The following is a 26,674-nucleotide window of genomic DNA, read 5'->3' as shown; positions in this document are numbered from 1 at the left end:
TCGGCCGCCGGCGCCGCCCAGGCTGACCGGCGACCGATGCCGGCACCGCGCAGGGGGCGAAACGTGATCAGAGCTGCACTGAGGACGACGACGGCGGCCGTGCTCGGCCTGACGGCGGCGGTGGTGGCGCCCGCCGCACCGGCCCGCGCGGCCGTCGGCCACGCGGAGCTGGCGCTGCGCTGGGCGCCGATCCACCACCAGGACGTCGACGCGACCGGCACGCACGCGCTGGGCGGCCGGTCCGACTACCTGACGGCGGTGGACTTCGACGGCGACTTCAACGGCCGCAACAACTGGGACCGCACCGGGCAGGCGGGCGCGGACCTCGCCGCGCGCGTCTACTACTCCGTCGTCGAGACCCCGACGCACTGGTACCTGACGTACCTGTTCTTCCACCCGCGCGACTGGACCGACCACCCGTTCGGCGAGACCGAGCACGAGAACGACGGCGAGGGCGCGCTGTTCGCCGTGGAGCGCGACGGCTCGCCGTACGGCACGCTGCGCGGGGCGGTCACCGTGGCGCACTCCGACTTCTTCTCCTACACCCCGGCGGGCAGCAGCTGGACGAGCGGCCGGGAGAGCGTCGACGGCACGCTGGCGTTCCAGTCGTCGCCGCACGACGCGTTCCAGCACCCGGTGACCGCGCAGGAGGCGCAGGGCCACGGCCTGAAGGCGCACCCGCAGTACCGGATCAACGGCGACGGCGTCGTCTACTACCCGTCGACGGTGGCCGAGACGCCGTCGGGCGCGAACGACCGCGACGTGCGCTACCAGCTCGTCGACATCTTCGCCCCGGGCGGCCTGTGGGCGCAGCGCGCCACGTCGAGCCTGTTCGCGCACCTGGGCACGTTCGCCGGCGACACCACCGGCGGCTGCGGGCAGGGCACCTGGTCGTGCGGCACCAACTCGGCGAACGCCCCGTGGGGCTGGGACGACGGCAACGACCTGCCGGGCCGCGGCGAGATCGCGACCGACCCGGCGAAGCTGGCGGCCGAGTACTTCGCGGTGCCCGGCACGCTGTCGCGCTCGTACACCCGCAACCCGTACACGGGCGCGGCGGCGGCGCTGAAGGCGGCGGCGCGCACGGCGCCGCGGGTCACCGACTGACGGTGCTGTCGCGCAGGACGAGGGTCGCGGCGGCGTGCTCGACGAGCGGGCCGTCGCGGCCGTCGGCCGGCTCGCGCAGCGCCAGTGACATGGCGCGCTGGCCGATCTCCTCCAACGGCAGCCGCACGGTGCTGAGCCGCGGGGTGACGTCGACGCTGATCGGCATGTCGTCGAAGCCGATGACGCTGACCTGCCCGGGCACGTCGACGCCCCGCTCGCGCAGGCAGGCGAGCGCGCCGACGGCCATGGAGTCGTTGAGGGCGGCCAGCGCGGTCAGCCCGGGCAGCCGGCCGAGCAGCTCGGCGGCGGCCGCGGCGCCCCCGGCGCGGTCGAAGTCGGCGTACGCGATGTGCCGGGTGGTGAGCCGGTGGCCGTGGTCGCGGGCGGCGCGGCGCAGCCCGGCGAGCCGGTCGGTCGTGGTGGTCAGGTGGCGCGGCCCGGCGATCACCCCGACGGCGGTGTGGCCGAGCCGGTAGAGGGCGTCGCCGGCGAGCCAGCCGCCGTGCTCGTTCTCGGGCACGATGGCGTCGCCCGCGTGCTCGTGCCGGCCGATGACGGCGACCCGGCCGCCGGTGCTCTGGTAGAGCCGCAGCTTGCGGTCGAGCCGGGCGGTGATCGGCGCGTCGTGGTAGCCGGAGCCGGCCAGGATGATGGCGGCGGTGCGGTGGGCGTGCAGCAGGTCCACGTAGGCCAGCTCGCGCTCGGGGTCGCGGTAGCTGTTGCAGATGATGACGAGCCGGCCGTTGTCGGTGGCGACCCGCTGCAGGCCGCGGGTGATCTCCGCGAAGTACGGGTCGGAGACGTCGTGCACGATCACGCCGACGGCGCTGCGGTGCGCGCGGGCCAGCTGCTGGGCGTTGGCGTTCGGCACGAACTGCAGCTCGGCGACGGCGGCCAGCACCCGCTCCCGCAGCGCCTCGGTCACGGGCTTCGGGCTGTTGTTGATGATGCGCGAGACGGTGGCGGTCGAGACGCCGGCCCGCCGGGCGACGTCCGCCAGGGTTGCCACGAGCGACAGCGTAGCTCACGGAACGGCACAGGAAAGCGCTTGCCTAGCGTGTTACGGCGTCGTAGCCTTCCGGGAAAGCGCTTACCTGAGGGGTGGGGCCCATGTCCACGCGGATCCCGATCGGCATCGTCATGAACGGCGTGACCGGAAGGATGGGCTACCGCCAGCACCTCGTGCGCTCCATCCTCGCCATCCGCGACGGCGGCGGCGTGCCGCTGTCCGACGGCACGGTGCTGTGGCCCGAGCCGGTGCTCGTCGGCCGCAACGAGGCCAAGCTGCGCGACCTGGCCGCCCGGCACGGCCTCACCGAGTTCACCACCGACCTCGGCGCCGCCCTGGCCCGCGACGACGTGCAGATCTACTTCGACGCGCAGGTCACCAGCGAGCGCGAGAAGGCCATCGGGCTGGCCGTGGCGGCGGGCAGGCACATCTACACCGAGAAGCCGACCGCCACCACGCTGCACGGCGCGGTCGAGCTGGCCCGGGCCGCCGACGCGGCGGGCGTCAAGCACGGCGTCGTGCAGGACAAGCTGTTCCTGCCCGGCCTGCGCAAGCTCCAGCGGCTCGTCGACGGCGGCTTCTTCGGCCGCATCCTGTCGGTGCGCGGCGAGTTCGGCTACTGGGTGTTCGAGGGCGACTGGCAGGCCGCCCAGCGGCCGAGCTGGAACTACCGCACCGCCGACGGCGGCGGCATCGTCGTCGACATGTTCCCGCACTGGCACTACGTGCTGGAGCAGCTGTTCGCGCCGGTGCGCGCGGTCACCGCGCACGTCACCACCCACATCCCGCGGCGCTGGGACGAGCGCGGCGCCGCCTACGAGGCCACCGCCGACGACTCGGCCTACGGCATCTTCGAGCTCGACGGCGGCGTCGTCGCCCAGATCAACTCGTCCTGGGCCGTGCGGGTGTACCGCGACGAGCTGGTCGAGTTCCAGGTCGACGGCACCGAGGGCAGCGCGGTCGCCGGCCTGCGCGCCTGCCGCGTCCAGCACCGCGCCACCACCCCCAAGCCGGTGTGGAATCCCGACCTGCCCGTCACCGACGCGTTCCGCGCCCAGTGGCAGGAGGTGCCGGACAACGACGAGTACGACAACGGCTTCAAGGCGCAGTGGGAGATCTTCCTGCGGCACGTCGCCGAGGACGCCCCGTACACCTGGGACCTGTGGTCCGGCGCGCGCGGCGTGCAGCTCGCCGAGCTGGGCCTGCAGTCCGCCCGCGAGGGCCGCCGGGTCGAGGTGCCGGAGCTGGGCCGATGACCGCGGTGAACCTGCCGGACGGGCGGCTCACGCTGTCCGGCTCCGGCGGCGGCTACGCCGAGCCCGGGGCCGCCTTCACCGGCCGGGTGGCCTACGCCGCCGCGCACGTCGTCGCCGACCCGGCCGCCGAGAACGTCCCCGGCGCCCCGGCCGCGCTCGACTGGGACGCCACCCTGGCGTTCCGCCGGCACCTGTGGTCGCACGGCTTCGGCGTCGCCGAGGCGATGGACACCGCGCAGCGCGGCATGGGCCTGGACTGGCCGGCCGCCCGCGAGCTGATCCGCCGCTCGGCCCGCGAGGCGGCCGCCGCGGGCGGGACGGTCGTGGCGGGCGTCGCCACCGACCAGCTCCCGGCCGGTCCGGCCACCCTGGACGAGATCCGCAAGGCGTACCACGAGCAGCTCGCCGACGTGCAGGAGGCGGGCGCGGGCCCGGTGCTCATGTGCAGCCGGCACCTCGCCGCGGCGGCGCGCTCCGCGGGCGACTACCTCGACGTGTACGGCCGGCTGCTCGACGAGGCGGACGCGCCGGTGGTGCTGCACTGGCTCGGCCCGGCGTTCGACCCGCTGCTGGCCGGCTATTGGGGCGCGGACGACCCGGCCCGCGCCGCCGACACGGTGCTGGAGCTGATCGCCGCGCACCCCGGCCGCGTCGACGGGGTCAAGCTCTCGCTGCTGGACGAGGGGTTCGAGGTGGCGCTGCGCCGCCGGCTGCCCGCGGGCGTGCGCATGTACACCGGCGACGACTTCAACTACCCGGCGCTGATCCGCGGCGACGACCACGGCCACTCGGAGGCGCTGCTGGGCGTGTTCGCCGCGATCGCGCCCCCGGCCGCGGCCGCGCTGCGCGCCCTCGACGCGGGCGACACCGCCGCCTACGACCGGATCCTCGCGCCCACGCTGCCGCTGGCCCGGCACCTGTTCGGCACGCCGACGTTCTACTACAAGACCGGCGTGGTGTTCCTGGCCTGGCTGGCCGGGCACCAGGAGCACTTCACGATGGTGGGCGGGCTGCAGAGCGGCCGGTCGCCGGCGCACCTGGGGCGGCTGCTGCGGCTGGCCGACGCGGCGGGCCTGCTGCCCGACGCCGGGCTGGCCGCGCACCGGGCGCGCGCCTTCTTCACCACGGCGGGGGTGGCGCAGCCGTGAAGCGGTTCTCGCTGAACTCGGCCACCACCAAGGGCTGGCCGCTGCCGGAGCTGGTGGCGGGCTGCGCCGCCGCGGGCGTCACCGGCGTCGGGCTGTGGCGCGAGGAGGTGCAGGAGTACGGGGTGCGGCGCGCGGCCGCGCTGGTGGGCGACGCCGGGCTGACGGTCACGTCGCTGTGCCGCGGCGGGTTCTTCCAACAGGACGGGTGGCTGGACGACAACCGCCGCGCGATCGACGAGGCGGCCGCCCTGGGCGCGCCCGCGCTGGTGCTGGTCTCCGGCGGCCTGCCGCCCGGCAGCCGCGACGTGGACGCGGCCCGCGCGCACGTCGGCGACGCCCTCGGCGCGCTGGTGCCGCACGCGCTGGACGCGGGCGTGCAGCTCGCCGTCGAGCCGCTGCACCCGATGTTCTGCTCCGACCGGTGCGTGGTGGCGACGCTGGGCCAGGCGCTCGACCTGGCCGAGCCGTACCCGGCCGCGGCGGTCGGGGTGGTCGTCGACACCTACCACGTGTGGTGGGACGACGCGGTGTGGGCGCAGATCGCCCGGGCCGGCGCGGCGGGCCGCATCGCCTGCTTCCAGGTGGCCGACTGGGTGACCCCGCTGCCGGCCGGGGTGCTGCTCGGCCGCGGCCTGCCCGGGGCGGGCTGCGTGGAGCTGCGCCGCTTCCGCGAGGCCGTGGACGCCGCCGGCTACGCCGGGCCGGTGGAGGTCGAGGTGTTCGACGCCGCGCTCTGGGAGCGTCCCGGCGCCGACGTGCTGGCGGAGGCGCTGGCCGGGTACCTCACGCACGTGGCGTGACCGGCGCGGTCGAGTCGCGCACCACGAGCTGGTGGCCGGTGGAGCGCCGCCGCGGCCGGGCCGACACCGGCTTGAGCGCCATGGCGAGCGCCATCCGTCCCATGTCGGTCATGGGCAGCCGCACGGTGGTCAGCCCGGGCGCCAGGTCGGCCGCCACGGACACGTCGTCGAAGCCGACCACGCTCATCCGCTCGGGCACCGCGATGCGCTGCGCCCGCAGCGTGGACAGCACGCCCATCGCCATGGCGTCGTTGAGCGCGATGATCGCGGTGGTGCGCGGGTGCTCGGCGAGGATCCGCTCGGCCGCCGCCCGCCCGCCCTCGCGGGTGAAGGCGCTGTGCACGACCGGCAGGTCGGCCAGGTCGAGGCCCTGCCCGCGCAGCGCCGCGGCCACCCCGGCGAGCCGGTCGGCGACGGTGGTCAGGGCCTCGTCGCCGGCGGCCACGGCGATGCGCCGGTGACCCAGGCCGAGCAGGTGCTCGGCGAGCACCCGGCCGCCGGCCTCGTTGTCCGGCAGCACCGCGTCGACGCCGAGGGAGTGCCGCCCGATGACGGCCACCCGGCCGCCCTGGCGCTGGTAGTCCGACAGGGCGGCCTTGGCGTCGGCCTCCACCCGCGCGTCGCGGTAGCCGGAGCCCGCCACGATGATGATGCCGACCCGCTGGGCGATGAGGTGCCGGATCTGGCGCAGCTCGTGGCCGGGGTCGCGGCCGGAGTGGCAGATCTGCACGAGCAGGCCGCGCTCGTCGGCGATCTGGATGACGCCGCCCGCGATCTCGGAGAAGTACGGGTCGTCGACCTGGTGCACGACCAGGCCCACCGTGGAACTGGCGCCGCCGGCGAGGGTGCGCGCGTACGGGTTGGCGACGTAGCCCAGCTCCTGCGACACCTGCCGGACCCGGCTGGCGACCTCCTCGCTCACGCCGTCGCGTCCCGCGAGCGCGCGGGAGGCGGTCGCCAGCGAGACGCCGGCGCGCTCGGCGACATCGACGAGCCGCAGCCTGGGCCCGGGCTTGGGCAAGGCGTTCACCTCCGTGAAACATCGTCAGGTCCCGGCTATTGCCAGTGACACAGCGCACAGCATAGGCTACGTAAGCGCTTTCGTAAGCGCTTTCGTACCGGTGCAGAGGAGCGTCCGGACATGACGGGAACCACTTTCAGGCGAACCCGCGGGGCCGTGGCCCTGGGCGCCGCCATCATTCTCACCCTCGGCGCCTGCGGCGGCGGTGACGACGGCGAATCGTCCGGTGGCGACGGGCCGATCGTCGTCGGCATCTCGCTGCCGCTGACCGGCGACTTCTCGGAGCCCGGCAAGGGCGTCCAGCAGGGGTACGAGGCGTGGGCGAAGATCGTCAACGACTCCGGCGGCCTGCTCGGCCGCCAGGTCGAGCTGAAGATCCTCGACGACCAGTCCAACGCGGACCGCGTCGTCGCCGACTACGAGCAGCTCATCGGCAGCGACAAGGTCGACCTCGTGTTCGGCCCGTTCTCCACCCGCCTCGTCGTGCCGTCGGCGCGCGTGGCCGAGGAGTACGGCATGCTCTTCGTCGAGCCGGCCGGCGCGGCGAACGAGGTGTTCCAGCAGGGGTTCAAGAACCTGTTCTACGCGGCTCCCGCCGTGGCCAACGACCACTACAACTACCTCGCCGAGCACATCCTGGCGCTGCCGGCCGACCAGCGGCCCAAGACGGCGGCGTACGCGGCGATGGACGACCCGTTCGCGCAGGGCACGGCGTACGGGCTCAAGGCGAAGCTCGAGGCGGGCGGCGTGCGCACCGTGGCGAACGAGGTCTACCCGCCGAACACCACGGACTTCAGCAGCATCGCGGCGAAGATCGCCGACTCGCGCGCCGACGTCGTTGTGGGCGGCTCGCAGTACCAGGACGGCGTGAACCTGATCGTCGCCCTGCAGCAGCTGAACTACCAGCCCAAGCTGGCGGCGTTCTCCACCGCGCCGACCAACCCGGAGTTCGCGTCGGCGATCGGCAACAAGACCGAGGGCATCCTGTCGCCCACGGGCTACAGCCAGGACGCGCCGTACCCGAGCAACAAGGAGTTCGTGGAGAAGTACACCGCCCAGTTCGGCTCCCCGCCCGAGGAGGACCAGGCCAACGCCTACACCACCGGCCAGGTCGTCGCCGCCGCCGTCACCGCCGTCGGCTGCGCCGAGCAGGGGGAGTGCCAGCAGAAGCTGGTCGACTGGGTGCGCGCGAACAAGGTGGACACCGTGGTCGGACCCCTGACCTGGGACGAGACCGGCAAGCCGAAGGGTGCGCACATGATCCAGCAGTGGAGCGGCGGCGAGATCAAGATCGTCCTGCCGGCCGACGCCAAGGAGGCCGAGTTCCTCTACCCGAAGCCGGCGTGGTGAGTCGCTGATGCCCTCCGGCGCCCTGCTCTTCCAGAGCGTCATCCTCGGGCTGCTGCTGGGCGGGCTCTACGCCCTCCTGGCGGCGGGCCTGACGCTCTACTTCGGCATCATGCGGGTCGTGATGATCGCCCACTCGGCGTTCCTCATCCTCGCCGCGTACCTCGCCTGGTTCACCCACGAACGACTCGGCATCGACCCCCTGCTGTCCATGGTGGTCACCGTCCCGCTGTTCTTCGCCGCGGGCGTGCTCATGCAGCGCGGGCTGCTGTCCCGGCTGCGGCCCATGACGCTGACGATGATGTCGGTGCTGCTGACCTTCGCCATCGCCGTGCTCATCGAGGGCCTGCTCGGCTACGCCTTCACCGGCACCCAGCGGCGCATCCAGCTCGGCTACGGCTCGGCCAGCATCGGGCTGTTCGGCGCGCGGATCGCGGTCGTCAAGCTGATCGCGTTCGGCCTGGCCGCCGTCGCCCTGCTCGCGCTCTACCTGCTGATGAAGAAGACGAAGTTCGGCTGGGCGCTGCGGGCCACCATCCAGCAGCCCGACGCCGCCCGGCTCGTCGGCATCGACACCGAGAAGATCGCCGGGTACGGCTTCGGCCTCGGCCTGGCGACCGCCGCGATCGGCGGCACCGCCCTCTCGCTCGACACCACCATCTACCCCTCCCTGCACTGGCACTGGATCGGCCCGCTGATGGCCATCATCGTGGTCGGGGGCCTCGGCAGCGTGCCGGGCGCCGCCGCGGCCGCCCTGCTGCTCGGGCTCATGCAGAGCCTGCTGCAGATCCCGATGGGCACCACCTGGGCGCAGACGATCTTCTACCTGGCGCTGTTCGCGACGCTGGCGTTCCGGCCGCAGGGGTTCTTCGGAGGTCGTCTTGCCCAGCGCTTCTGACACCGTGACGGCGCCCGGCGCCGCACCCGCCCCGCCGGGCCCCGCCGCCGGCCGCCCCCGCCTCGGCCGGGTGCTGACCATCGCGGCCGTCGTGGCGCTCGCCGCCGCCGTGCTCGCGTTCCCCGGCCTCGCGCCCAACCCGTACATCCTGTCGGCCGGCATCGTGGTGCTGAACTACGCGGTGCTGTCGACGTCGTGGAACTTCGTCGGCGGGTTCACCGGCTACATCTCGCTCGGCCACGGCGCCCTGGCCGGCCTGGGCGGCTACGGCACCGGCCTGCTGGTCACCAAGGCCGGGCTGCCCAGCCTCGCCGCGCTGGTGCTGGCCATGCTGCTCGTCGCCCTCATCGCGGTGCCGATCGGCTTCGCGGCCCTGCGGGTGCGCGGCGCGTCGTTCGTCATCGTGTCGATCGCCCTGGTGCTGATCATGCTGCTGGTGTTCCAGAGCTGGGCGTCGGTCACCGGCGGCTCCCGCGGGCTCGTCGTGCCGCGGCCGTTCCCCGACCTGCTGCGCCCGGAGCACCACCGGGTCTTCTACTACCTCTACGCCGGCCTGCTCGCCCTGGCGCTGGGAGTCTGGTGGCTCATCGACCGGTCCCGCTTCGGCCTCGGCCTCAAGGCCATCCGCGAGGACGAGGACAAGGCGGAGGCCCTGGGCACCCCGACGTTCGCGTACAAGCTCGTGGTGTTCGTGGTGTCGGCGGCGTTCACGGCGCTGTCCGGCGGCCTGTATGCCCTCTGGTTCGGCGACCTCGACCCGGTGTTCCAGTTCTCCATCCTCACCGGCTCCTACATGGTGCTGATGGCGCTGCTGGGCGGGGTGCGCAACCTGTTCGGCCCGCTCGTCGGGGCGCTGGTCGTGGGCACCGCGCTGGAGTTCTTCAAGGGCAGCTTCGGCAACACGCCGCTGCACCTGGTGGCGACGGGCGTGCTGCTCGGCCTGGTCGTCATGTTCATGCCGGACGGCGTGCTGCCGGCGCTCCGCAACCTGTTCGCGCGGTTCGACCGCACCCGGCAGAGCTCGATCCGCGAGGTCAGCGCCGCCGAGCTGCGCGACCAGCGGCTCCAGTCCACCGGAGGCAAGGCATGACCGCCTCGCTCGAGACGACCGACCTGCGCAAGGCGTTCGGCGGCGTGACCGCGCTCGACGGCGCCACCGTGCGGTTCCGGCACGGCCAGGTCAACGCGCTCATCGGCCCGAACGGCTCCGGCAAGACGACGTTCTTCAACTGCGTCACCGGGATGATCCGGCCGGACAGCGGGCGCACCACGTACCGCGGGGCCGACATCACCCGCAAGGCGCCGCACGCCATCGCCCGCGCCGGCATCGGCCGCACGTTCCAGCTCTGCCGGGTGTTCCCCCGGATGACGGCGCTGGACAACGTGCTGGCCGCCGTCCGGCCGGGCGGCGTGCTCGGCGGTCTGCGCGGCGCGCGCAGCCGCGCCCAGACGGACCGGGCCCGCGAGTGGCTCACCCGGCTGGGCATCGAGCACCTGACCGACGTGGAGGCCCGCAACATGTCGTGGGGCCAGCAGAAGCTGCTGGAGCTCGCGGGCGTGCTGATGGCCGACCCGGAGACGGTGCTGCTCGACGAGCCGGCCGGCGGCGTCAACCCCGCCCTGCTCGACCGCATCGGCACGCTCGTGCGCGAGCTGAACGCCGAGGGGAGGACCTTCGTGATCGTCGAGCACAACATGGACCTGGTGATGAGCATCAGCGACCACATCGTCGTCTTCGACCGGGGCCGCCCGATCGCCGAGGGGCCGCCGTCGATGATCCGCACCGACGAACGAGTGCTGGGAGCCTACCTTGGCGTCTGAGATCGAACTCGTCGACGTGCAGGCCGGATACGGCCGGGCGGCGCCCGTGCTGCGCGGGTTCAGCGTGGCCGTGCCCGCGGGTTCCGTGGTCTGCCTGGTCGGCCCGAACGGGGCCGGCAAGTCCACCGTCCTGAAGGTGGCCAGCGGGCTGCTCAAGCCGCGGTCCGGCAAGCTGCTCGTGCGCGGCCGCGACGTCAGCGGGCTGGGCCCGCAGCGGATGCTCGCCGAGGGCGTCGCGCTGGTGCTGCAGGGCCACAGCGTGTTCCGCGAGATGACCGTCGAGGAGAACGTGCTGCTCGGCGGCTACACCATCGCCGACAAGGCGAAGATCGCCGAGCGGGTGGAGTTCGTCAAGGACCTGTTCCCGGTGGTCGCCGACCGCTGGCGCTCGCTCGCCGGGCTGCTGTCCGGCGGCCAGCAGAAGCAGGTCGAGTTCGCCCGCTCGCTGATGGTCGACCCGAAGGTCGTGCTGCTCGACGAGCCGTCCATGGGCCTCGACCCGAAGGCCACCAGCACCATCTTCGAACAGGTCGTGCGCATGCGCGACGCCGGCGCCGCCGTGCTGCTCGTGGAGCAGAACGCCCGGCGCGCGCTGGAGACCGCCGACATCGGGTGCGTGCTCGACCTCGGGCGCGTGCACATCTCCGGGCCGGCGAGCGAGCTGCTGGCCGACCCGCAGCTCGGCGAGCTGTACCTCGGCGGCCGGCCCGCCGAGCCGCCGGTCGCACCGAAACGCTGATCCACCCCGCCGGGCGGGCGCCCGCCGCCCGCCCGGCACCCCTGGGAACGCTCCCGAAAGGACCCGCCATGTCCAGAGGCAGACGCGCCACCCTGCTCACCGCCCTCGTCGCCGGCGCCGGGCTGCTCGCCGCCGCGGCCGCCCCCGCCACGGCCGGCGCGCGCGGCCCGCGCGACGTCCACCCCGCCCTGCGGGCGAACCTCGTCTCCTTCTACGACTTCGACCACCCCGTGCCCGGCGACCCCGCCCTCGAACGCGACCTGGGCCGCTCCGGCACCGAGATCGAGCTGGTCAACGGCGGCGCCGCCATGCGGGTGCGCGAGCACGCGTACCGGGGCAGCGGCCGCGCCCTGCAGACCCGGCAGGTCGACCCGGCCACCGCCGGCAACGACGACTGGAAGGCCGGCATCTTCTCGGCCAGCGGGGTGCGCACCCTGCGCCCGTTCAACGCCGTCGCCGGCACCACCGTCATGGGCTGGTTCCAGGTCAACCAGGACGGCCCGCTGCCCAACTCCAATACCGCCGACCCCGCCGACTCCTACAACGCGATCGGCCTGGCCGGCGTGCTGACCGGCGACTCCGACGGCCACGGGGTCCGCGCCCTGCTGGAGCTGATCAACGTCAACGGCGAGCTGAAGCTGGTCGCGCTCGGCCGGCGCCTCGACGGCGGCGCGTCCCAGACGTTCGCCGCGAGCGACCCCTGGCAGACCCTGCTGCCGGCGGGGGAGTGGGTGCACCTGGCCGCCACGTTCGACTTCTCCGCGGGCACGATGGCGCTCTACCGCAACGGCCGGCCCGTCGAGGGCTTCTACACCACGGCCGGCGACCCGTGGCAGGTCGGCGGGCCCGGCCCGCACGTCACCAGCTCCACCGACCCGCGCGGCATCAAGATCGGCGGCAGCTACCCGCAGGACACCCGCGAGCAGAACCCCTGCGACTGCCGCATGGACGCCCTCACGTTCCTCGACCGCTCGGTGTCGGCCGCCGAGGTCGCGAAGCAGTACCGCCACATGACCGGCCGCCGATAACTCCTCCACCCCCGAACGGAGTCATCCGATGCGCACACCCTCCTTGCGCAGATCCGTCACGACCGCGGTCATGACCGCCGCCGCGCTCGTGCTGTCCACCCTGGTGGCGTCGCCGGCCCGCGCGGCCGACGCCATCGACGACCCGATCCCCACCGAGCCGGAGACGTCCCGCCTCGGCCTGGTGCTCACCGAGTACGCGAGCTTCCCGCAGTCCTTCCCGGACCCCGCGCCCACCGACCGCCGGCTCATGCGGACCGCCCGCATCAACACGATCATGGAGGTGCCGGACGGCTCCGGCCGCCGCGCCGTGCCCGACCTCAACGGCAACCTGTACGTCGTGCGCGACGGCGCCGCCCCGTCGGTCTACCTCGACGTGGCCGCGCAGTTCCAGCCGCAGTTCTTCTCCGGCCGCGGCCTGGGCCAGGGCTTCGGCTACGTCACCTTCCACCCGGACTTCCGGCGCACCGGCGTCTTCTACACGATCCACACCGAGGCCGCCGCCGAGACGACCGCGACGCCGGACTGGCAGCAGACCGGCACCATCTACCACGGCGTCATCACCGAGTGGGACGCCACCGACCCGGCCGCCGACACGTTCGCCGGCACCCACCGGGAGGTGCTGCGGATCGGCTTCGGCGGCCAGATCCACGGCATCCAGGAGATCAACTTCAACCCGACCGCGAAGCGCGGCGACCGCGACTACGGGATGCTCTACCTCGCCGTCGGCGACGGCGGCATCGGCGTGCGCAACGACGACCCGCAGAACCTCGCCCTGCCGCACGGCAAGCTCCTGCGCATCGACCCGCGCGGCACCAACGCCGCCAACGGCCGGTACGGCATCCCGCCGTCGAACCCGTTCGTCGGCCGGGCCGGGGCGCTCGGCGAGATCTACGCCGTCGGCTTCCGCGACCCGCACCGGTTCAGCTGGGACCGCGCCACCGGCCGGATGTACCTCGGCCACATCGGCGAGCACGCCATCGAGGCCATCTACGAGGTGCGCGCCGGCGACAACTTCGGCTGGAGCGAGCGCGAGGGCGCGTTCGTGTTCGACAACACCCCGGCCGACCCGTGCGACCGCATCTTCCCGCTGCCCGCCGACGACGAGCGGTACGGCTACGAGTACCCGGTCGCCGCGTACGACCACAACCCGGCGCCCGGCTGGAACTGCACCTCCGACGTCGGCGTCGCCGTCGCGGGCGGCTTCGTCTACCGGGGCCGCGACGTGCCGGCCCTGCGCGGCAAGTACGTCTTCGGCGACCTCGTCGACGGCCGCGTCCTCTACACCGAGGCCAGCGAGATGCGCCGCGGCCGCGACCTGGCCACCATCCACCGCCTGCACCTGTACGACGCCGCCACCGGCGCCGCCGTGCGGATGCAGGACCTGTCCGGCCCCGGCGCGCCCGGCGACCCCAACCGGGTCGACCTGCGCTTCGGCACCGACGCCGCCGGCGAGCTGTACATCCTCGCCAAGGCCAACGGCAAGATCTGGAAGGTCACCGGCACCCGGGTCTTCGCCGGCGCCGACGCGGGCGACACCCGGGTCCGCGACACCCTGCGGCCGTCCAACTGGGCGCCGGTGACGCCGTCGAAGTGGCGGTTCACCGGGCGGCAGGTCATCCTCGCCGAGGCCGGCGTCGCCCGGCCCGGCCCGCGGCGGCCGTTCGAGTACGCGGTCCTCACCGCCGGCCCGCGGTTCGCCGCCGTGGACATCCGGGCCAGCGTGCGCCTCGACGAACCCGTCGAGGTCACCAACCGGGACGTGATCATCGTCTTCGGCTACCGCTCGGACACGGAGTTCTACTACGCCCACCTGTCCACCGACAACACGATCTACCCGCACAACGGCATCTTCAAGGTCGACAACGCCGACCGGGAGCGCATCGACTACCAGTGGAACGGCCGCTCGCGCGGCGCGAACCCGGCCGTCGTCGACACCCGCTGGCACGACGTGCGGGTCAAGCACCTGCCCGCCAGCGGCGAGATCGCCGTCTACGTCGACGGCTCCCGCGACCCCCTGATGACCGCGCGGGACACCACGTTCGGCTCCGGCCGGGTCGGCTTCGGCTCGTTCGACAACCGGGGCCGCCTGCGGTCCCTGACGGTGACCGGCACCCCGGCGCCGTGACCCGCCACCCGGGGAGCGGGACGCGGATTGCGTCCCCGCTCCCCGGGTAGGTTGCGGGCATGACCTACGTCGCGAACCCCGCCCGCTACGACGGCACGATGCGGTACCGGCGCTGCGGCCGCTCCGGCCTCGACCTGCCGCTGCTGTCGCTCGGGCTGTGGCACAACTTCGGCGACGACCGGCCGATCGAGACGCAGCGGGAGATCGTCCGGCGCGCCTTCGACCTGGGCGTCACCCACTTCGACCTGGCCAACAACTACGGCCCGCCGTACGGCGCCGCCGAGGTCAACTTCGGCCGGCTGCTGCGCGACGACCTCGCCGCCCACCGCGACGAGCTGATCATCTCCACCAAGGCCGGCTGGGACATGTGGCCCGGCCCGTACGGCCAGGGCGGCGGCGGCCGCAAGTACGTGCTCGCCAGCCTCGACCAGTCGCTGCGCCGCCTCGGCGTCGACTACGTCGACATCTTCTACTCGCACCGCTTCGACCCCGACACCCCGCTGGAGGAGACCGCCCGGGCGCTGGACGCCGCGGTCCGCCAGGGCAAGGCGCTGTACGTCGGCATCTCCTCCTACGACGCCGGGCGCACCCGCGAGATGTCCGGCCTGCTGCGCGAGCTGGGCACGCCGCTGCTCATCCACCAGCCGTCGTACTCGATGCTCAACCGCTGGATCGAGACCGAGGGCCTGCTCGACGCCGCCGCCGAGGCGGGCGCGGGCGTCATCGGCTTCACCGCCCTCGCCCAGGGCCTGCTCACCGCCCGCTACCTCGACGGCATCCCCGAGGGCAGCCGGGCCACCCAGGACAAGTCGTTCGACCGCTCCTGGCTCACCGACGACATGATCGCCCGGCTGCGCGCCCTGAACGACGTGGCGCAGCGGCGCGGCCAGAGCCTGGCCCAGCTGGCGCTGGCCTGGGCGCTGCGCGACGAGCGGGTGACGTCGCTGGTGATCGGCGCGTCGTCGGTGTCGCAGCTGGAGCAGAACGTGGCGGCGCTGGACAACCTGTCCTTCACCGACGCCGAACTGACCGAGATCGACAAGCACGCCACGGACGGCGGCGTCGACCTGTGGCAGGACGCCCGCAAGGGCACCCTGGGCGGCTAGTCCCGGCCCAGGTGGGCGGCGTCACGTCACACCGGCGCGCCGCCGCCCGTCCACCCGGCATGACCCTGAACGGCAAGCGCGCCGCCGTGGCGGCGCTGGCGGTCTCGGCCGCCGTGATCGGGGTGTGGGCGGCGGCGTTCCCGGCGGCCATCTGCACCGGGTTCCCGGCGCCCGGCCGGCACTTCCCGGCGCCCCCACGGGCCGCCCGGAGCGCTCGGAGCGCCGGGAGGAGGGACCCACCTCCCGCCTCCCGGCGCCGTCCGGCGGCACTTCTTCCACGTCGTGAAGGAAGGCCTGGTGGCACCGTAACCGCCGTGCTGATCATCGTCAATGCGCGATGATGGGCCCATGGCGTCGTACACGGTGAACGAGGCGGGGGTCGCGCGGGCGCGGCAGCTGATCGATGCCCGGCAGTACGTGCTCGACAGCGACTGGGGCGCGGCGCAGCCGTCGGCCGCGGACGAGAACGCGTACCTGGCGGCGCACTCGTGGGACGACTACGCGGGCTGGTTCCTCGGGCTGACCGAGGGCGCGTCGGAGGAGACGAAGGGGCGCTACGCGTTCGTCCACGGCGACCTGCGCCGGGTGCACCGTTCGGGGCTGATCGCCTGCGTGTACCGGGCCGCGGAGTGGCGGCACAAGGACGTGGAGCGGGCCGCGTACGAGCTGCTGCAGCACCTCGACGAGGTCAGCGCCCGGAAGCGGTAGCGGCCAGCCGGCGGGCGGCCAGGATGCAGGTGTCGTCGTCGGGGTTGGCCCGGTGCAGGCGGCCGAGCAGGTCGGCGAGCGGGTGGCCGGTGTCGGCGGCGGCGATGCCGTCGATGGTCCGCAGCACCGAGGGCAGCCCGTCGGCGCGGTTGTGGTCGCGCAGCTCGGTGAGGCCGTCGGTGTAGAGCACCAGCAGGTCGCCGAGGTCCAGCGCCAGCTCGGCGGTCGCGTACCGGGCCGCGTCGAGCACGCCCAGCATGACGCCGTCAGGGCGGGGCAGCTCGGCGGTGACGCCGCCGTGGGCGAGCAGCGGCGCCGGGTGGCCGGCCTGCGCCCAGCGGACCCGGCCGGAGCACGGGTCGTAGCGGGCGATGACGGCGGTGGCGGTCTCGGTGAGGGCGCGGCCGGAGCAGAGCAGCCGGTTGAGGTGGCCCAGCAGCTGCGCCGGGTCGCTGGTGGTGGTGAGCGTCAGCGCGGCGAGGGTGTGCCGCAGCTGGGCCATTGCCGTGGCGGCCTGGATGCCGTGGCCGGCGACGTCGCCGACGGCCAGGATCAGCGTGCCGTCCTCGGCGGGGGCGGCGTGGTACCAGTCGCCGCCGATCCGGTTGGCCTGCTCGGCGGGCAGGTAGCGCAGGGCCACCCGCAGGCCGGACAGGTCGACGGGCTGCTCGGGCACCGGCAGCACGATGTGCTGCAGCTGGGTGGCGAGGCGGTGCTCGGCGGCCAGGTTCTGGCGCTGCTCGCGCAGCTGGCGCGCCGCCTCGGCCAGCTCGGCGCGGGCGGTCTCCGTGGCGGTGACGTCCTGCACGAGGCCGTACAGCCGGATGGGCCGGCCGGCGACGTCGCGGACGGCGTCGACGACCGCGCGCAGGTGCTTGAGCCGGCCGCCGACCCGGATCCGGTACGAGATGTCGACGGTCTCGCCGCGGCCGAACTGCTCGGCGGCGCGGCGGTGCACGTGGGCGTCCTCGGGCACGGTCAGCGTCTCGGCGGCCCCGGGCGGCAGCGGGCCCAGCTCGGGGTCGCGCTCGTAGATCCGGTACAGGCCCGGCGACCAGGTGATCTCGCCCGTGACCAGGTCGGACTCGCCCCAGCCGAGGTTGCCGAGCCGTTCGGTCTGGGCGGCGCGCTCGGCGAGCCGGTCCTCCTCGTCGTGCCGGACCCAGCTGGTCAGCACGCCGGGGCCGACCCGCCGGATGCGGCTGCTGATGAGCATCTGCGCCGGGTCGGTCTCCGAGCGGCCCGGGTACGGCACCGGCCCGACCTCGCGCGGCCGGCCGTCCCCGGCGACCGCCACCCATGCCTTCCAGGCGGGACCGTCGACGGTGGTCGGGTCGATCTCGCCGACGCGCAGACCGACGACGTCGGGGCGGCCGCGGCGGGCCTGCTCGTCGCGGACCTCGGGGCTGACGGCGACGATGGCGAAATCGGCGATGCCGCCCGCGGCGTCACGAACCGGTTCCAGCAGCGTGTGCCGGCCGGGGATGCAGTCGAGGACCTCGCGCACACCGGCCGCCCACGCCGGCGCTCCGCCGGGGGCCGGGCCGCCGGGGGACGGGCCGGTGCGGGCGGGGGCGGTGCGGGGCGCGGGCACGAGGGCCGGGGAAAACGGCTCCGGGCGCGGGCCGCCGGGGGAGTGGCCGGCGAGCAGCTCGGCCGCCACCTCGGCGGGGCCGGTGCCCCGCTCGGCGGCCAGGCGCAGCAGGTGGTCCTCGGCCTCGTCGACGCGGCAGCCGACCCGGCCGGCGAGCAGGCCCGACGCCTGGGCGACGAGCACCTCGTCGGCCGGGCGCGCGGCACGGACCTTGGCCTCGATCTCGGCGAGGCGATCGGCGTACCGCTGCTGCCGTTCCACCAGCTCCGGCCTCCCCGCTCCCGCCCGACTGCGAGCGATCTTGACGTCGCTGTCCGTCACGCGGAGTGTAGAAGGCGGCGAGCGCGGCGAGCCAGTCCACGGCGGTGGGGCCGGGCCGCGGTGCGGCGCCACGCCCACCCGAACGGGGTCCGCCGTTCGGCCGGGCCGCCCGCACCGGGCCCGCCAGGGGGCAGCAGGCCACCGCCGGGGCGGCCGGCCGGGCGGCGGCGGTCACGCCCGCGGCGCTGCCGGGCGGCCCGGGAGCGCGGCGTCACCCGATCGGGCGACGGGCTCACTGGCCGTTCCACACCGCTTGGGCGCCGGTGTCGCCGGTGCGCACGACGAAGTACAGGCTCGCGCCCGCGGCGACCAGCGTCAGCGCGCCCAGCGCCAGCGCGGGGACCGTCCGCCCGGCGCCCGGCCTGACCAGCACCACGAGCGCCAGCGTCAGCACGCCCAGGGCGAGCGCCGCGTACAGCGTCCAGGTGCCGAGGTCCTGGTGCTGGGCCAGGCGCGGCACGTACTCGTCGCTGATCCGGCCGGCCCGGCCGAGGCGGGCCAGGAACGCGTCGCCGGAGAGCTTGGCCAGCAGGGCGGCGACCGGCGCGGCCACGGCGAGCAGCGCCAGCACCCAGCGCAGGTGCGGCCGGACGAACGGCAGGAAGGCGTACGCGACGGCGGCCAGCGCCAGCAGTGGCACGAAGACGACCGCGGCGTGCACCAGCAGGGGGTGGGCGGGGATTCCCGCGATCTCCTCGAACACCAGATCAGGCTAGTGATCGCGGGCCTGGTCATCCACCGTCTCCGGACCGGTCGATTGACGCGCGCCCCACCGGGTACTGCAGGACCATGCTCATCAACCTGATTCGCCGGTACGTGATCATGGCCGTCGCGATCCCCCTGGCGGCGGCCGGTGCGCGCAAGCTCGGCCAGGCCGTCGAGGCGCGGCGGGGCCCGAACCGGGCGACCCGCCTGCTGACCGGGGGCGCCGACACCCTGCAGCGCACCTTCGGCCGCAAGCCGAAGCGCCGCCGCTTCTCGTTCGGCCGCTGATGTTCCTGCTGTTCGGGGTCCGCAGCAAGGACCACCGCGTGGCGGTGCTGTCGCTGGTGTGCTCGGTGTGCGGGGTGGCGGCGGCGCAGACGCTGCTGCGCCGCACGACGAAGTTCACCCTGTTCTTCGTGCCGCTGTTCCCGGTGCGGCCGGCGCAGCACTACCTGCAGTGCGCGCACTGCGGGGCGGTGCGGTCCATCGATGCGCGGGAGGCGGCCCGGCTGGGCGCGTGATCATGGCCCGGCTATATGATGCATTCTTGTGGCGGTAACGACCGAAACCCCGAGCAGGCCTAGCGTACGGCGGTGGATTCCGCTGGCCGCCGTGCTGCTGGCCGTCGGGGTCTCCACCGCCATCGCCTTCCCGTTCCTGGCGCTGTTCCTCGACACCGAGGTGCAGGCCGGGCCCGTGCGGGTCACCGTGTTCCTCGTCGCCGCGCCGCTGTCGTCGGTGGTCGTCAGCACGCTGATCGGGCGGCTGTCCGACCGGCGGCCGATGCGCCGGGTGCTGCTCGTCGTCGTGGCGCTCGCCGGCTGCCTCGGCGCCGCGCTGACCGCGTTCGTCCGCGACTACTTCGTGCTGCTCGGGCTCACCGTCACCGCGACCGCCGTGGCGGGAGCGCTCATGCCGCAGGTGTTCGCCTACGCCCGCGAGGTGGTGCAGGGCTCGCCGAAGGCCGCCATGACGATGAGCAGCCTGCGCACCCTGTTCTCGATCGCGTGGGTGGCCGGGCCGCCGCTGGCCGCCGTGCTGCTGGAGACCGGCGGCTTCCGGCTGGTGTACGGCTCGGCGTCGCTCATGTACGCCCTCGCCGCGCTGGTGGCGTTCGCCTGGCTGGCCCCGTCGCCCGCCGAGCGGGCGGGCCCGGCCCCCGCGGCGCCGGCCGGGCCGGACGGGCCGGACGAGCCGCCGCCCGCGCGCGCCGCCGGGCCCGACGCCCCCCGGTCGGTGATCCTGCTGACCGTCGCCGCGTTCGCCCTCATCCAGTGCGCCGGCAACCTCGGCGTGCAGGCCATGCCGCTGTTCATCAGCCAGGACCTCGGCGGCTCGGTCGGCGACGCCGGGTTCATCCTCGGCCTGTGCGCCGCCCTGGAGATCCCGCTCATGCTGGGCTTCGGCGCGCTCGCCGCCCGGTTCCCGCTGCGCCGGCTGATGCTGGCCGGGCCGGCGTGCAGCCTCGCCTACTTCGCCGTCGCCGCCACCGCGCACGCGACCTGGCAGCTCGCCGCCGGGCAACTGCTGCTGGCCTGCTCCATCGCCGTCGTCGGCGGCCTCGGCGTCACCTACGTGCAGGACATGCTGCCGCGGCACCCGGGCCGGGCGTCGACGCTGTTCAGCAACGCCTTCCCGATCGGCGCGATGCTCGCCGGGCCGGTCCTGGGCGCGGCGCAGCACTTCGGCTACCGCAGCGCGTACGCCGCCGGGGTGGCGCTGTGCGCCGTGGCGCTGGTCCTGCTGCTGGTCAGCCGCCCCCGACGGGTGTGACCCGCGTTCCGCTCGGTTTCCGGCCCGTCCTGCCGATAGCGACAGGTGTGAGCAGGCGGCTGTCGGAGCCCGCCACGGATCCCGCGCGGGCCGTGGCGGAGCTCGCGGCCGAGCTGGATGATCTTGAGAACCACCAGGGCCACGACGTCGACGCGATCCTCGCCCGCGCCACCGACGCCGCCAAGGCCGCCGACATGCTCGGCGACGACGTGCTGCTGCACCGGGCCCGGCTGCTGCAGGCCGACATGCATCAGCGCGAGGGCAACGTGGGCGAGGCCGCCCGCACCTTCCTCACCACCCACGCCTGGGCGGAGCAGCACGACTGCCGGCCGCTGCGCGCCCGCAGCCACTTCCACCTCGCGCTGACCTTCCACTACCTGGGCGACCACGCCGCCAGCCTGGAACACGCCCTGTCGTCCGTCGAGCTGCTCGAGGACGGCGCCGCGCCGGGGCTGCGCATCATCTACCTCGTCCGGCTGGCCAACTCGCTGGCCGAGTCCGGCTCCACCGACGCCGCCCGCGACCGCTACCGGCAGGCCGAGGAGCTGGCCGTCGCCGCCGGCGACCGGACCCGGCAGCTGCTCGTGCTCAACAACCTCGCGTACACCGAGCTGGAGGACGGCAACGCGGAGACGGCGCTCGCCGTCGTCGAGCGCATGCACGCCGCCCGGCAGGTCCTCGGCCGCGACTTCCTCATCGTCGAGCGCGACACGATCGCCAACATCCAGATCAGCACCGGCGAGTTCGCCGCCGCGGAGGAGACCCTGCGCGACGTGCACGACGCGCCGCGCTGGTTCGAGGCGCACGACGTCGCCGACGCCTCGCTCACCCTGGCGGTGGCGCAGCGGCGGCTCGGCGCCCTCGACCGCGCCCAGGCCAGCCTGGACCGCTGCCGCGCCGTCTGCGCCGACCAGAAGCTCGCCGGGGTGCGGGTGCGCGCCATGGCCGAGCAGGCCGAGCTGTTCGCCGCCGCCGGCGACTTCGAGCGCGCCTTCGCCGAGTACAAGCGCTTCCACGCCGGCGCCGAGGAGCTGCGCTCCACCCAGCAGGAGGCGCGCGCCCGCGCCCGGCAGGCCATGTTCGAGACGGCGGAGGCCCGCCGCGACGCCGAGCGGTACCGCGAGCAGGCCCGCCGCGACCCGCTGACCGGCCTGTACAACCGCCGCTTCGTCGACGAGCGGCTGCCGCACACGCTCGCCGCCGCCGGCTCGGCCGGCACCGCGGTGACCGTGGCGCTGGTCGACCTCGACCACTTCAAGCGCATCAACGACACGCTGTCGCACGACGTCGGCGACCGGGTCCTGGTGGCCGTGGCCGACGTGCTCACCGCCGGGCTGGCGGGCGGCCCCGCCGCCGCCGACGGCTTCGTGGCCCGCATGGGCGGCGAGGAGTTCCTCGTCGTGCTGCCCGGCGTCGGCCCCGGCGAGGTGCACGCCCGCCTCGACGACCTGCGGGTGGCGGTCCGCGCGCACCCGTGGCGCCCCGTCACCGGCGACCTGCCGGTCACCGTCAGCATCGGCGCCGTGGCCGTGCACCCGGCCGCGGGCGCCCCCGGCGGCGACCTCCAGGCCGCCCTGCTCGCCGAGGCCGACCGCCACCTGTACGCCGCCAAGCGCGGCGGCCGCGACCGCGTGGTCTGCTGACCCACCGCCAGGCGCGCAGGAACTCGCTCAGGCCGCGCCGCCCGTCGCCTACGGTGGGGGCGTGAACAGCGTCGACGACTACCTCGCCGCCCAGCCCGCCGACGTCCGCGAGCGGCTCGCCGAGCTGCGCCGGCGCATCCACGCCGCGGTGCCCGGGGCGGGCGAGGCCATCCGGTACGGGATGCCGACCGTCACGCTGGGCGGGTCGTCGCTGGTGCACCTGGCGGCGTGGAAAAAGCACATCGCGCTGTACCCCGTGCCGGGCGGCGACGACGCGTACGAGCGCGCCGTCGCGCCGTACCGCGGGGCGAAGGACGCCGCCCACTTCCCGCACCGCGACCCGCTGCCGTACGACGTGGCGGTGCTGATCGTCGAGCGGCTCGCCGCGCTGCACCGGCAAGACTGATCAGGTGTTGCGCGGGCGGCGCGCGACGAGCAGCACGTGGGTGACCGGCCAGTCGAGCGGCTCGCCGCCCGGGCGGGCCAGCGCCGCCACCGGGGCGATGCGGTTGTCCACCACCCAGTCGTTGCGGTACGGGCCGGACGCCGGGTCCAGCTCGAAGCCGACGTCGGCCAGCAGCGACTTCCAGTCGGCCCACTCCAGGCCGCAGAACTGCTCGCGGGTCTCCGACAGCCAGTTGTGCACGTAGTCCTTGCGGGTCAGGTAGTCCATGGCCGCGCCGAGCGTCGTCGTCACCGCGCCGTCGCCGGCCGGCTCGTACGGCACGTCGAACGCGGCGTCGACCGCGAACTGGTCGAGCCGGGCGCGGGTGGACAGGCCCCCGGTGTACGCGGCGACCTCCTCGGCGCTCAGCTGTGCCAGGTCGCGGCGCGGGGCGGCCGGGTTGGCGCCGTCGCCGCGCTGCAGCGTCAGCAGCACCGGGCGGTCCTTGCCGTCGGGGCCGCACACGTCGCTGTTGATCCAGACGCCGCCGGGCGCGGTGTGGTCGTACACGGCCTGGGCGAACGCCCGCACCGACGCGAGCCGGTCGCCGTAGGACCAGATCTCGTGGGTCAGCGCGAACGTCAGCGTGGTGTCCACCGACCGCGGCGGGAAGATGGCCCCGCCCAGCACGTTGCGGCGGTAGAAGAACACGTTGGCGTTGCCGAACACGCCCTGCGCCTTCTTGTGCACGCACTCCTCGTACAGGTGGCGGGCGACCTCGACGCCGATCAGGTCGCTCTCGCGCAGCGCGGGCTCGCGGTCGGCCAGCTCCAGCACGGCGCCCGCGCCGCAGCCGACGTCGACGACCCGGCCCGGCCGCACGTGCGCGCGGACCTGCTCCCACTTGCGGGCCGCGCCGTCGGCGAACGCCGCCACGTAGGCGCGGTAGTCGCGGGTGGCGGTCAGGCCGCCCTCGTCGCCGACGACCGGGTCGTTGACGACCGTGCGGACCGTGCCGGCCAGCAGGTAGCGGTCGAACACGTCGATCGTGGCCTCGTGCGCCAGCTCCCGCCACGCGGGGTCGCCGGCGGCGAGGCGCATCAGCACCTCCCACGGCCGGGCCGGCGGCTCGCCCGGCTCGTCGGCCTCGACCCCGGCGATGCGGAAGCCCAGCTTGTCGTACAGGGCGGCGACCTCGGGCGTCGAGCAGGCGACGACCGTGTCGGCGGGCGTCAGCTCCAGCCCGGTGGCCACCGTGACGGTCTTCAGCGTGACCTCGGCGAAGCGGTCGGTCGGGGCGGTGTCGAACACCGGCACGACCACCGACCGCAGGCCGGTCTGCACGCTGAACCGCTCGATCGCCGCCTCCCGCCGGTGGTACGGCACGGGGTTGCGCCGGGTGTTCTCGTGGTTGGCCGACGTCACGGCCCACACCACGGTCACGCCGGGCCCGGCGAGCCGCCGCAGGTAGCCGGCCTGGAACCGGGTGAGCAGGTGGTGCCGGCCGGGGAACAGGACGTAGCGCATCAGCTGAGCGCGCGCTCCACGGCGGCCTGGTAGTCGGCCACGGCGCGGTCGAAGTCGCCCGGCGGCAGCGCCAGCGGCTCGGCGGCCGGTGGCTCGCCGTGCCCGCGCAGCCCGACCGGCAGCGACTCGGCCCAGCCGCCCTTGCCGGCCCGGTCCTCGTAGAGCGCGGCGCCGGCCGGGGTGAGCGCGTAGCCGTCGGGGCCCGCGACGGCCAGGCCGGCCGCGGCGAGCCGGGCCAGCGCGGTGGTGAACTCCGGCTCGGTCAGCACGGCGTGGTTCAGCGCGTCGGCGCGGGCCACCACCTCGCTCAGCGCGCAGCTGTTGTCGGCACTCGTCCCGGCGAGCGAGGCGAGAACCCAGGCATCGGCGTGCGTCCACGGCGTCGGCATGATCGACACCCTAGGCATGCGGGGCAACCCGCGTCGAGCCGGTGGGTAGGCTCCGGACGGCACGCCCGGGCGTCGCCCGGGCCGACCGCGGCGGGAGGCCGGCCATCGACCTGTACGACGTGATCCACCGCCGCCGCGACGTGCGCGGCCAGTTCACCGGCGCCCCGATCGCCCCCGACGTGCTGGACCGGGTGCTCACGGCGGCGCACGCGGCGCCCAGCGTGGGCCTGTCCCAGCCGTGGGACTTCGTGCTCGTGCGCGACCGGGCGCTGCGCGAGCGGTTCCACCGGCACGTGCAGCGCGAGCGGGAGGTCTTCGCCGGCACCCTCGACCCGGAGGCGGCCGAGCGGTTCGCCCGCATCCGGATCGACGGGGTGCTGGAGTCGACGCTGTCCGTCGTCGTGACCTACGACGCCGCCCGGGGCGGCCCGGCGGTGCTCGGCCGGCACGCCATCGCCGACGCGGGGCTGTACTCGGTGTGCCTGGCGATCCAGAACCTGTGGCTCGCGGCCACCGCCGAGGGGCTCGGCGTCGGCTGGGTGTCGTTCTACCGCGAGGACGCGCTGCGTGAGCTGCTCGGCATCCCGGCGGACGTGCGGCCGGTGGCGTGGCTGTGCCTGGGCCCGGTCACCCACCTGGCCGCCGAGCCGGACCTGGAACGGCACGGCTGGCGCCGGCGCCGCCCGCTGGACACCGCCCTGCACGCCGACCGCTGGGGCGCGCCACCCGCGGCAGGCGGCCGGGCGGGCGACGTTCCGGACCGCCCGGGCCGGGGTAGCCCTGAGGTGACGTCCCGAGAGAGGTGAGCGGCATGGCGATCGCGACGGTGAACCCGGCGACGGGCGAGACCCTGAAGACGTTCGACGCGCTGGGCGACGAGCAGATCGACGCGGCGATCGGCCGGTCCGCGGGCGCGTTCCGCGAGCTGCGCGGCACCACGTTCGCCGACCGGGCCGGCTGGCTGCGCGCCGCCGCCGACCTGCTCGACGCGGAGACCGGCGACGTCGCCGCGCTGATGACCACCGAGATGGGCAAGACGCTCGCCGCGGCCAAGGCGGAGGTGGCGAAGTGCGCCACGGCCTGCCGGTTCTACGCCGACCACGCCGAGGGCTTCCTCGCCGACGAGCCCGCCGACGCGGGCGCCGTCAACGCCGTGCGGGCGTACGCGGCGTACCGGCCGCTCGGGCCGGTCCTGGCGGTCATGCCGTGGAACTTCCCGCTGTGGCAGGCGATGCGGTTCGCCGCGCCCGCCCTGATGGCGGGCAACACCGGCCTGCTCAAGCACGCGTCGAACGTGCCGCAGACCGCGCTGTACCTCGGCGAGCTGTTCGGCCGGGCGGGCTTCCCGGCGGGCGCGTTCCAGACCCTGCTGATCGGCTCCGGCGCCGTCGAGCGGGTGCTCGGCGACCACCGGGTGCGCGCCGCCACCCTCACCGGCAGCGAGCAGGCCGGCCGGTCCATCGCCGCGATCGCCGGGCGCGAGCTGAAGAAGGTCGTGCTGGAGCTGGGCGGCAGCGACCCGTTCCTGGTGCTGCCGTCGGCCGACCTGGACCGGGCCGCCCAGGTCGCCACCACGGCGCGCTGCCAGAACAACGGCCAGAGCTGCATCGCCGCGAAGCGCTTCATCGTCCACACCGACGTGTACGACGCGTTCGTGGAGCGCTTCGTCGCGAACATGTCGGCGCTGACGGTCGGCGACCCCACGGCCGACGGCACCGACGTCGGCCCGCTGGCCACCGCGCAGGGCCGCGACGAGCTCGACGAGCAGGTGAGCGACGCGGCGGCGCACGGCGCCGAGGTGCTGTGCGGCGGCCGCCGCCCGGACGGGCCCGGCTGGTTCTACCCGCCCACGGTGGTCGCCGGCCTCACCCCGAAGATGCGCATGTTCGCCGAGGAGGTCTTCGGCCCGGTGGCCGGCGTCTACCGCGCCGAGTCGTACGACGAGGCGATCGCGCTGGCCAACGGCACCCCGTTCGGCCTCGGCTCCAACGCCTGGACCACCGACCCGGACGAGCAGCGCCGCGTCGTGGAGGACCTGGACGCAGGCGCGGTGTTCGTCAACGGCATGACCACCTCGTTCCCGGAGCTGCCGTTCGGCGGCGTGAAGTCCTCGGGGCACGGCCGGGAGCTGTCGGCGGCGGGCATCCGCGAGTTCTGCAACCTCAAGACGGTCTGGGTCGGCGACGGCGCCGCGTCCGGCGGCGGCGCCCCGCACACCGAGTAG

General features: G+C 74.5%; 25 protein-coding genes and 1 pseudogene. 20 read left to right on the top strand and 6 right to left on the bottom strand.

From position 1 onward, the window contains the following. Nucleotides 1-63: 63 nt before the first annotated feature. Nucleotides 64-1,107: a hypothetical protein gene (locus Sya03_RS11595; RefSeq protein WP_239107364.1), complete on the top strand. Its 1,044-nt coding sequence runs from the start codon at nt 64-66 to the stop codon at nt 1,105-1,107. Here the strand turns inward: Sya03_RS11595 and Sya03_RS11590 are convergent. Beyond that, entirely contained in the window at nt 1,097-2,116 is a 1,020-nt protein-coding gene (locus Sya03_RS11590) for a LacI family DNA-binding transcriptional regulator (protein ID WP_203938239.1), read from the bottom strand. The two genes, Sya03_RS11595 and Sya03_RS11590, sit on opposite strands and share 11 nt — an antisense overlap. A 101-nt stretch (nt 2,117-2,217) precedes the next feature. On the opposite strand from Sya03_RS11590, the gene Sya03_RS11585 reads away from it, so the two are divergent. Genes Sya03_RS11585 through Sya03_RS11575 form a run of 3 tightly spaced genes read left to right on the top strand, consistent with a single transcriptional unit; the run spans nt 2,218 to nt 5,320 of the window. Continuing rightward, entirely contained in the window at nt 2,218-3,372 is a 1,155-nt protein-coding gene (locus Sya03_RS11585) for a Gfo/Idh/MocA family protein (protein WP_203938238.1), read from the top strand. Then, the gene (locus Sya03_RS11580) at nt 3,369-4,520 is read left to right on the top strand and encodes a DUF993 family protein (protein ID WP_203938237.1); all 1,152 of its coding nucleotides are present in this window, start codon (nt 3,369-3,371) and stop codon (nt 4,518-4,520) included. Before Sya03_RS11585 ends, Sya03_RS11580 begins: the two co-directional genes overlap by 4 nt. Then, on the top strand, nt 4,517-5,320 hold the full coding sequence (locus Sya03_RS11575) for a sugar phosphate isomerase/epimerase family protein (RefSeq protein ID WP_203938236.1): 804 nt from the start codon (nt 4,517-4,519) through the stop codon (nt 5,318-5,320). The genes Sya03_RS11580 and Sya03_RS11575 overlap by 4 nt, the downstream gene beginning before the upstream one ends. On the opposite strand, the gene Sya03_RS11570 is transcribed toward Sya03_RS11575, so the two are convergent. Further along, nucleotides 5,304-6,341: a LacI family DNA-binding transcriptional regulator gene (locus Sya03_RS11570; protein ID WP_203938235.1), complete on the bottom strand. Its 1,038-nt coding sequence runs from the start codon at nt 6,339-6,341 to the stop codon at nt 5,304-5,306. The two genes, Sya03_RS11575 and Sya03_RS11570, sit on opposite strands and share 17 nt — an antisense overlap. A gap of 120 nt (nt 6,342-6,461) precedes the next feature. Here Sya03_RS11570 and Sya03_RS11565 point away from each other — a divergent pair, with 120 nt between their 5' ends. The 9 genes from Sya03_RS11565 (at nt 6,462) to Sya03_RS11525 (ending at nt 16,113) form a co-directional block, all read left to right on the top strand. Continuing rightward, nucleotides 6,462-7,691, top strand: coding sequence for an amino acid ABC transporter substrate-binding protein (locus tag Sya03_RS11565; RefSeq protein WP_239107362.1), 1,230 nt, complete (start codon nt 6,462-6,464; stop codon nt 7,689-7,691). Nucleotides 7,692-7,698: 7 nt separating this feature from the next. Beyond that, nucleotides 7,699-8,586 (top strand): branched-chain amino acid ABC transporter permease, encoded by an 888-nt coding sequence (locus Sya03_RS11560; protein WP_203938234.1) that lies wholly within the window; start codon nt 7,699-7,701, stop codon nt 8,584-8,586. Further along, the gene (locus Sya03_RS11555; protein ID WP_239107360.1) at nt 8,570-9,676 is read left to right on the top strand and encodes a branched-chain amino acid ABC transporter permease; all 1,107 of its coding nucleotides are present in this window, start codon (nt 8,570-8,572) and stop codon (nt 9,674-9,676) included. The genes Sya03_RS11560 and Sya03_RS11555 overlap by 17 nt, the downstream gene beginning before the upstream one ends. Then, nucleotides 9,673-10,407, top strand: coding sequence for an ABC transporter ATP-binding protein (locus tag Sya03_RS11550; protein WP_203938233.1), 735 nt, complete (start codon nt 9,673-9,675; stop codon nt 10,405-10,407). The genes Sya03_RS11555 and Sya03_RS11550 overlap by 4 nt, the downstream gene beginning before the upstream one ends. Next, complete coding sequence (locus tag Sya03_RS11545) at nt 10,397-11,146, top strand: ABC transporter ATP-binding protein (RefSeq protein WP_203938232.1); 750 nt, start codon at nt 10,397-10,399, stop codon at nt 11,144-11,146. Before Sya03_RS11550 ends, Sya03_RS11545 begins: the two co-directional genes overlap by 11 nt. A 68-nt stretch (nt 11,147-11,214) precedes the next feature. Beyond that, the gene (locus Sya03_RS11540; protein WP_203938231.1) at nt 11,215-12,174 is read left to right on the top strand and encodes a LamG-like jellyroll fold domain-containing protein; all 960 of its coding nucleotides are present in this window, start codon (nt 11,215-11,217) and stop codon (nt 12,172-12,174) included. Nucleotides 12,175-12,244: 70 nt separating this feature from the next. Next, nucleotides 12,245-14,299, top strand: coding sequence for a PQQ-dependent sugar dehydrogenase (locus Sya03_RS11535; protein WP_239107358.1), 2,055 nt, complete (start codon nt 12,245-12,247; stop codon nt 14,297-14,299). Nucleotides 14,300-14,358: 59 nt separating this feature from the next. Beyond that, on the top strand, nt 14,359-15,405 hold the full coding sequence (gene mgrA, locus Sya03_RS11530) for an L-glyceraldehyde 3-phosphate reductase (RefSeq protein WP_203938229.1): 1,047 nt from the start codon (nt 14,359-14,361) through the stop codon (nt 15,403-15,405). A gap of 348 nt (nt 15,406-15,753) precedes the next feature. After that, on the top strand, nt 15,754-16,113 hold the full coding sequence (locus Sya03_RS11525) for a hypothetical protein (RefSeq protein ID WP_203938228.1): 360 nt from the start codon (nt 15,754-15,756) through the stop codon (nt 16,111-16,113). Here Sya03_RS11525 and Sya03_RS11520 read toward each other — a convergent pair. Both Sya03_RS11520 and Sya03_RS11515 read right to left on the bottom strand, forming a co-directional pair. Beyond that, on the bottom strand, nt 16,094-17,968 hold the full coding sequence (locus tag Sya03_RS11520) for a PP2C family protein-serine/threonine phosphatase (protein WP_203938227.1): 1,875 nt from the start codon (nt 17,966-17,968) through the stop codon (nt 16,094-16,096). The two genes, Sya03_RS11525 and Sya03_RS11520, sit on opposite strands and share 20 nt — an antisense overlap. 292 nt (nt 17,969-18,260) lie before the next feature. Further along, nucleotides 18,261-18,731, bottom strand: a complete 471-nt coding sequence (locus tag Sya03_RS11515; RefSeq protein ID WP_203938226.1) for a DUF2231 domain-containing protein — start codon at nt 18,729-18,731, stop codon at nt 18,261-18,263. 86 nt (nt 18,732-18,817) lie between these two features. Here Sya03_RS11515 and Sya03_RS11510 point away from each other — a divergent pair, with 86 nt between their 5' ends. From Sya03_RS11510 to Sya03_RS11490, 5 genes are all read left to right on the top strand, one after another. Continuing rightward, nucleotides 18,818-19,021, top strand: a complete 204-nt coding sequence (locus Sya03_RS11510; RefSeq protein ID WP_203938225.1) for a hypothetical protein — start codon at nt 18,818-18,820, stop codon at nt 19,019-19,021. Continuing rightward, the gene (locus tag Sya03_RS11505) at nt 19,021-19,254 is read left to right on the top strand and encodes a zinc-ribbon domain-containing protein (RefSeq protein ID WP_203938224.1); all 234 of its coding nucleotides are present in this window, start codon (nt 19,021-19,023) and stop codon (nt 19,252-19,254) included. The genes Sya03_RS11510 and Sya03_RS11505 overlap by 1 nt, the downstream gene beginning before the upstream one ends. A gap of 91 nt (nt 19,255-19,345) precedes the next feature. Then, nucleotides 19,346-20,506 (top strand): sugar efflux transporter, encoded by a 1,161-nt coding sequence (locus tag Sya03_RS11500; protein WP_239107356.1) that lies wholly within the window; start codon nt 19,346-19,348, stop codon nt 20,504-20,506. Nucleotides 20,507-20,553: 47 nt separating this feature from the next. Beyond that, nucleotides 20,554-22,149, top strand: coding sequence for a GGDEF domain-containing protein (locus Sya03_RS11495; protein WP_239107354.1), 1,596 nt, complete (start codon nt 20,554-20,556; stop codon nt 22,147-22,149). 61 nt (nt 22,150-22,210) lie between these two features. Then, nucleotides 22,211-22,555: an iron chaperone gene (locus Sya03_RS11490; protein ID WP_203938222.1), complete on the top strand. Its 345-nt coding sequence runs from the start codon at nt 22,211-22,213 to the stop codon at nt 22,553-22,555. On the opposite strand, the gene Sya03_RS11485 is transcribed toward Sya03_RS11490, so the two are convergent. Beyond that, nucleotides 22,556-24,061 (bottom strand): class I SAM-dependent methyltransferase, encoded by a 1,506-nt coding sequence (locus Sya03_RS11485; protein ID WP_203938221.1) that lies wholly within the window; start codon nt 24,059-24,061, stop codon nt 22,556-22,558. Continuing rightward, a complete protein-coding gene (locus Sya03_RS11480; protein ID WP_203938220.1) occupies nt 24,061-24,450 on the bottom strand; it encodes a hypothetical protein in 390 nt (129 codons plus the stop codon). The genes Sya03_RS11485 and Sya03_RS11480 overlap by 1 nt, the downstream gene beginning before the upstream one ends. Nucleotides 24,451-24,554: 104 nt before the next feature. On the opposite strand from Sya03_RS11480, the pseudogene bluB reads away from it, so the two are divergent. After that, nucleotides 24,555-25,172: pseudogene (gene bluB, locus Sya03_RS11475) on the top strand (5,6-dimethylbenzimidazole synthase); the annotation flags it as partial. Nucleotides 25,173-25,261: 89 nt separating this feature from the next. Then, nucleotides 25,262-26,674, top strand: coding sequence for an NADP-dependent succinic semialdehyde dehydrogenase (locus Sya03_RS11470; protein ID WP_203938219.1), 1,413 nt, complete (start codon nt 25,262-25,264; stop codon nt 26,672-26,674).

The sequence above is a fragment of the Spirilliplanes yamanashiensis genome, from assembly GCF_016863475.1.
GTDB lineage: Bacteria > Actinomycetota > Actinomycetes > Mycobacteriales > Micromonosporaceae > Spirilliplanes > Spirilliplanes yamanashiensis.
The sequence above is the reverse complement of the archived record's forward strand: the minus strand, read 5'-3'. Positions and strand labels throughout refer to the sequence as shown.

Bases quoted from the DNA above. Each gene is read 5' to 3' on its own strand.
- Sya03_RS11560 (WP_203938234.1), top strand. From the start codon at position 7,699: ATGCCCTCCGGCGCCCTGCTCTTCCAGAGCGTCATCCTCGGGCTGCTG.
- Sya03_RS11510 (WP_203938225.1), top strand. From the start codon at position 18,818: ATGCTCATCAACCTGATTCGCCGGTACGTGATCATGGCCGTCGCGATC.
- mgrA (WP_203938229.1), top strand. From the start codon at position 14,359: ATGACCTACGTCGCGAACCCCGCCCGCTACGACGGCACGATGCGGTAC.
- Sya03_RS11580 (WP_203938237.1), top strand. From the start codon at position 3,369: ATGACCGCGGTGAACCTGCCGGACGGGCGGCTCACGCTGTCCGGCTCC.
- Sya03_RS11470 (WP_203938219.1), top strand. From the start codon at position 25,262: ATGGCGATCGCGACGGTGAACCCGGCGACGGGCGAGACCCTGAAGACG.
- Sya03_RS11485 (WP_203938221.1), bottom strand. From the start codon at position 24,061: ATGCGCTACGTCCTGTTCCCCGGCCGGCACCACCTGCTCACCCGGTTC.
- Sya03_RS11585 (WP_203938238.1), top strand. From the start codon at position 2,218: ATGTCCACGCGGATCCCGATCGGCATCGTCATGAACGGCGTGACCGGA.
- Sya03_RS11540 (WP_203938231.1), top strand. From the start codon at position 11,215: ATGTCCAGAGGCAGACGCGCCACCCTGCTCACCGCCCTCGTCGCCGGC.
- Sya03_RS11505 (WP_203938224.1), top strand. From the start codon at position 19,021: ATGTTCCTGCTGTTCGGGGTCCGCAGCAAGGACCACCGCGTGGCGGTG.
- Sya03_RS11525 (WP_203938228.1), top strand. From the start codon at position 15,754: ATGGCGTCGTACACGGTGAACGAGGCGGGGGTCGCGCGGGCGCGGCAG.
- Sya03_RS11550 (WP_203938233.1), top strand. From the start codon at position 9,673: ATGACCGCCTCGCTCGAGACGACCGACCTGCGCAAGGCGTTCGGCGGC.
- Sya03_RS11565 (WP_239107362.1), top strand. From the start codon at position 6,462: ATGACGGGAACCACTTTCAGGCGAACCCGCGGGGCCGTGGCCCTGGGC.
- Sya03_RS11480 (WP_203938220.1), bottom strand. From the start codon at position 24,450: ATGCCGACGCCGTGGACGCACGCCGATGCCTGGGTTCTCGCCTCGCTC.
- Sya03_RS11535 (WP_239107358.1), top strand. From the start codon at position 12,245: ATGACCGCCGCCGCGCTCGTGCTGTCCACCCTGGTGGCGTCGCCGGCC.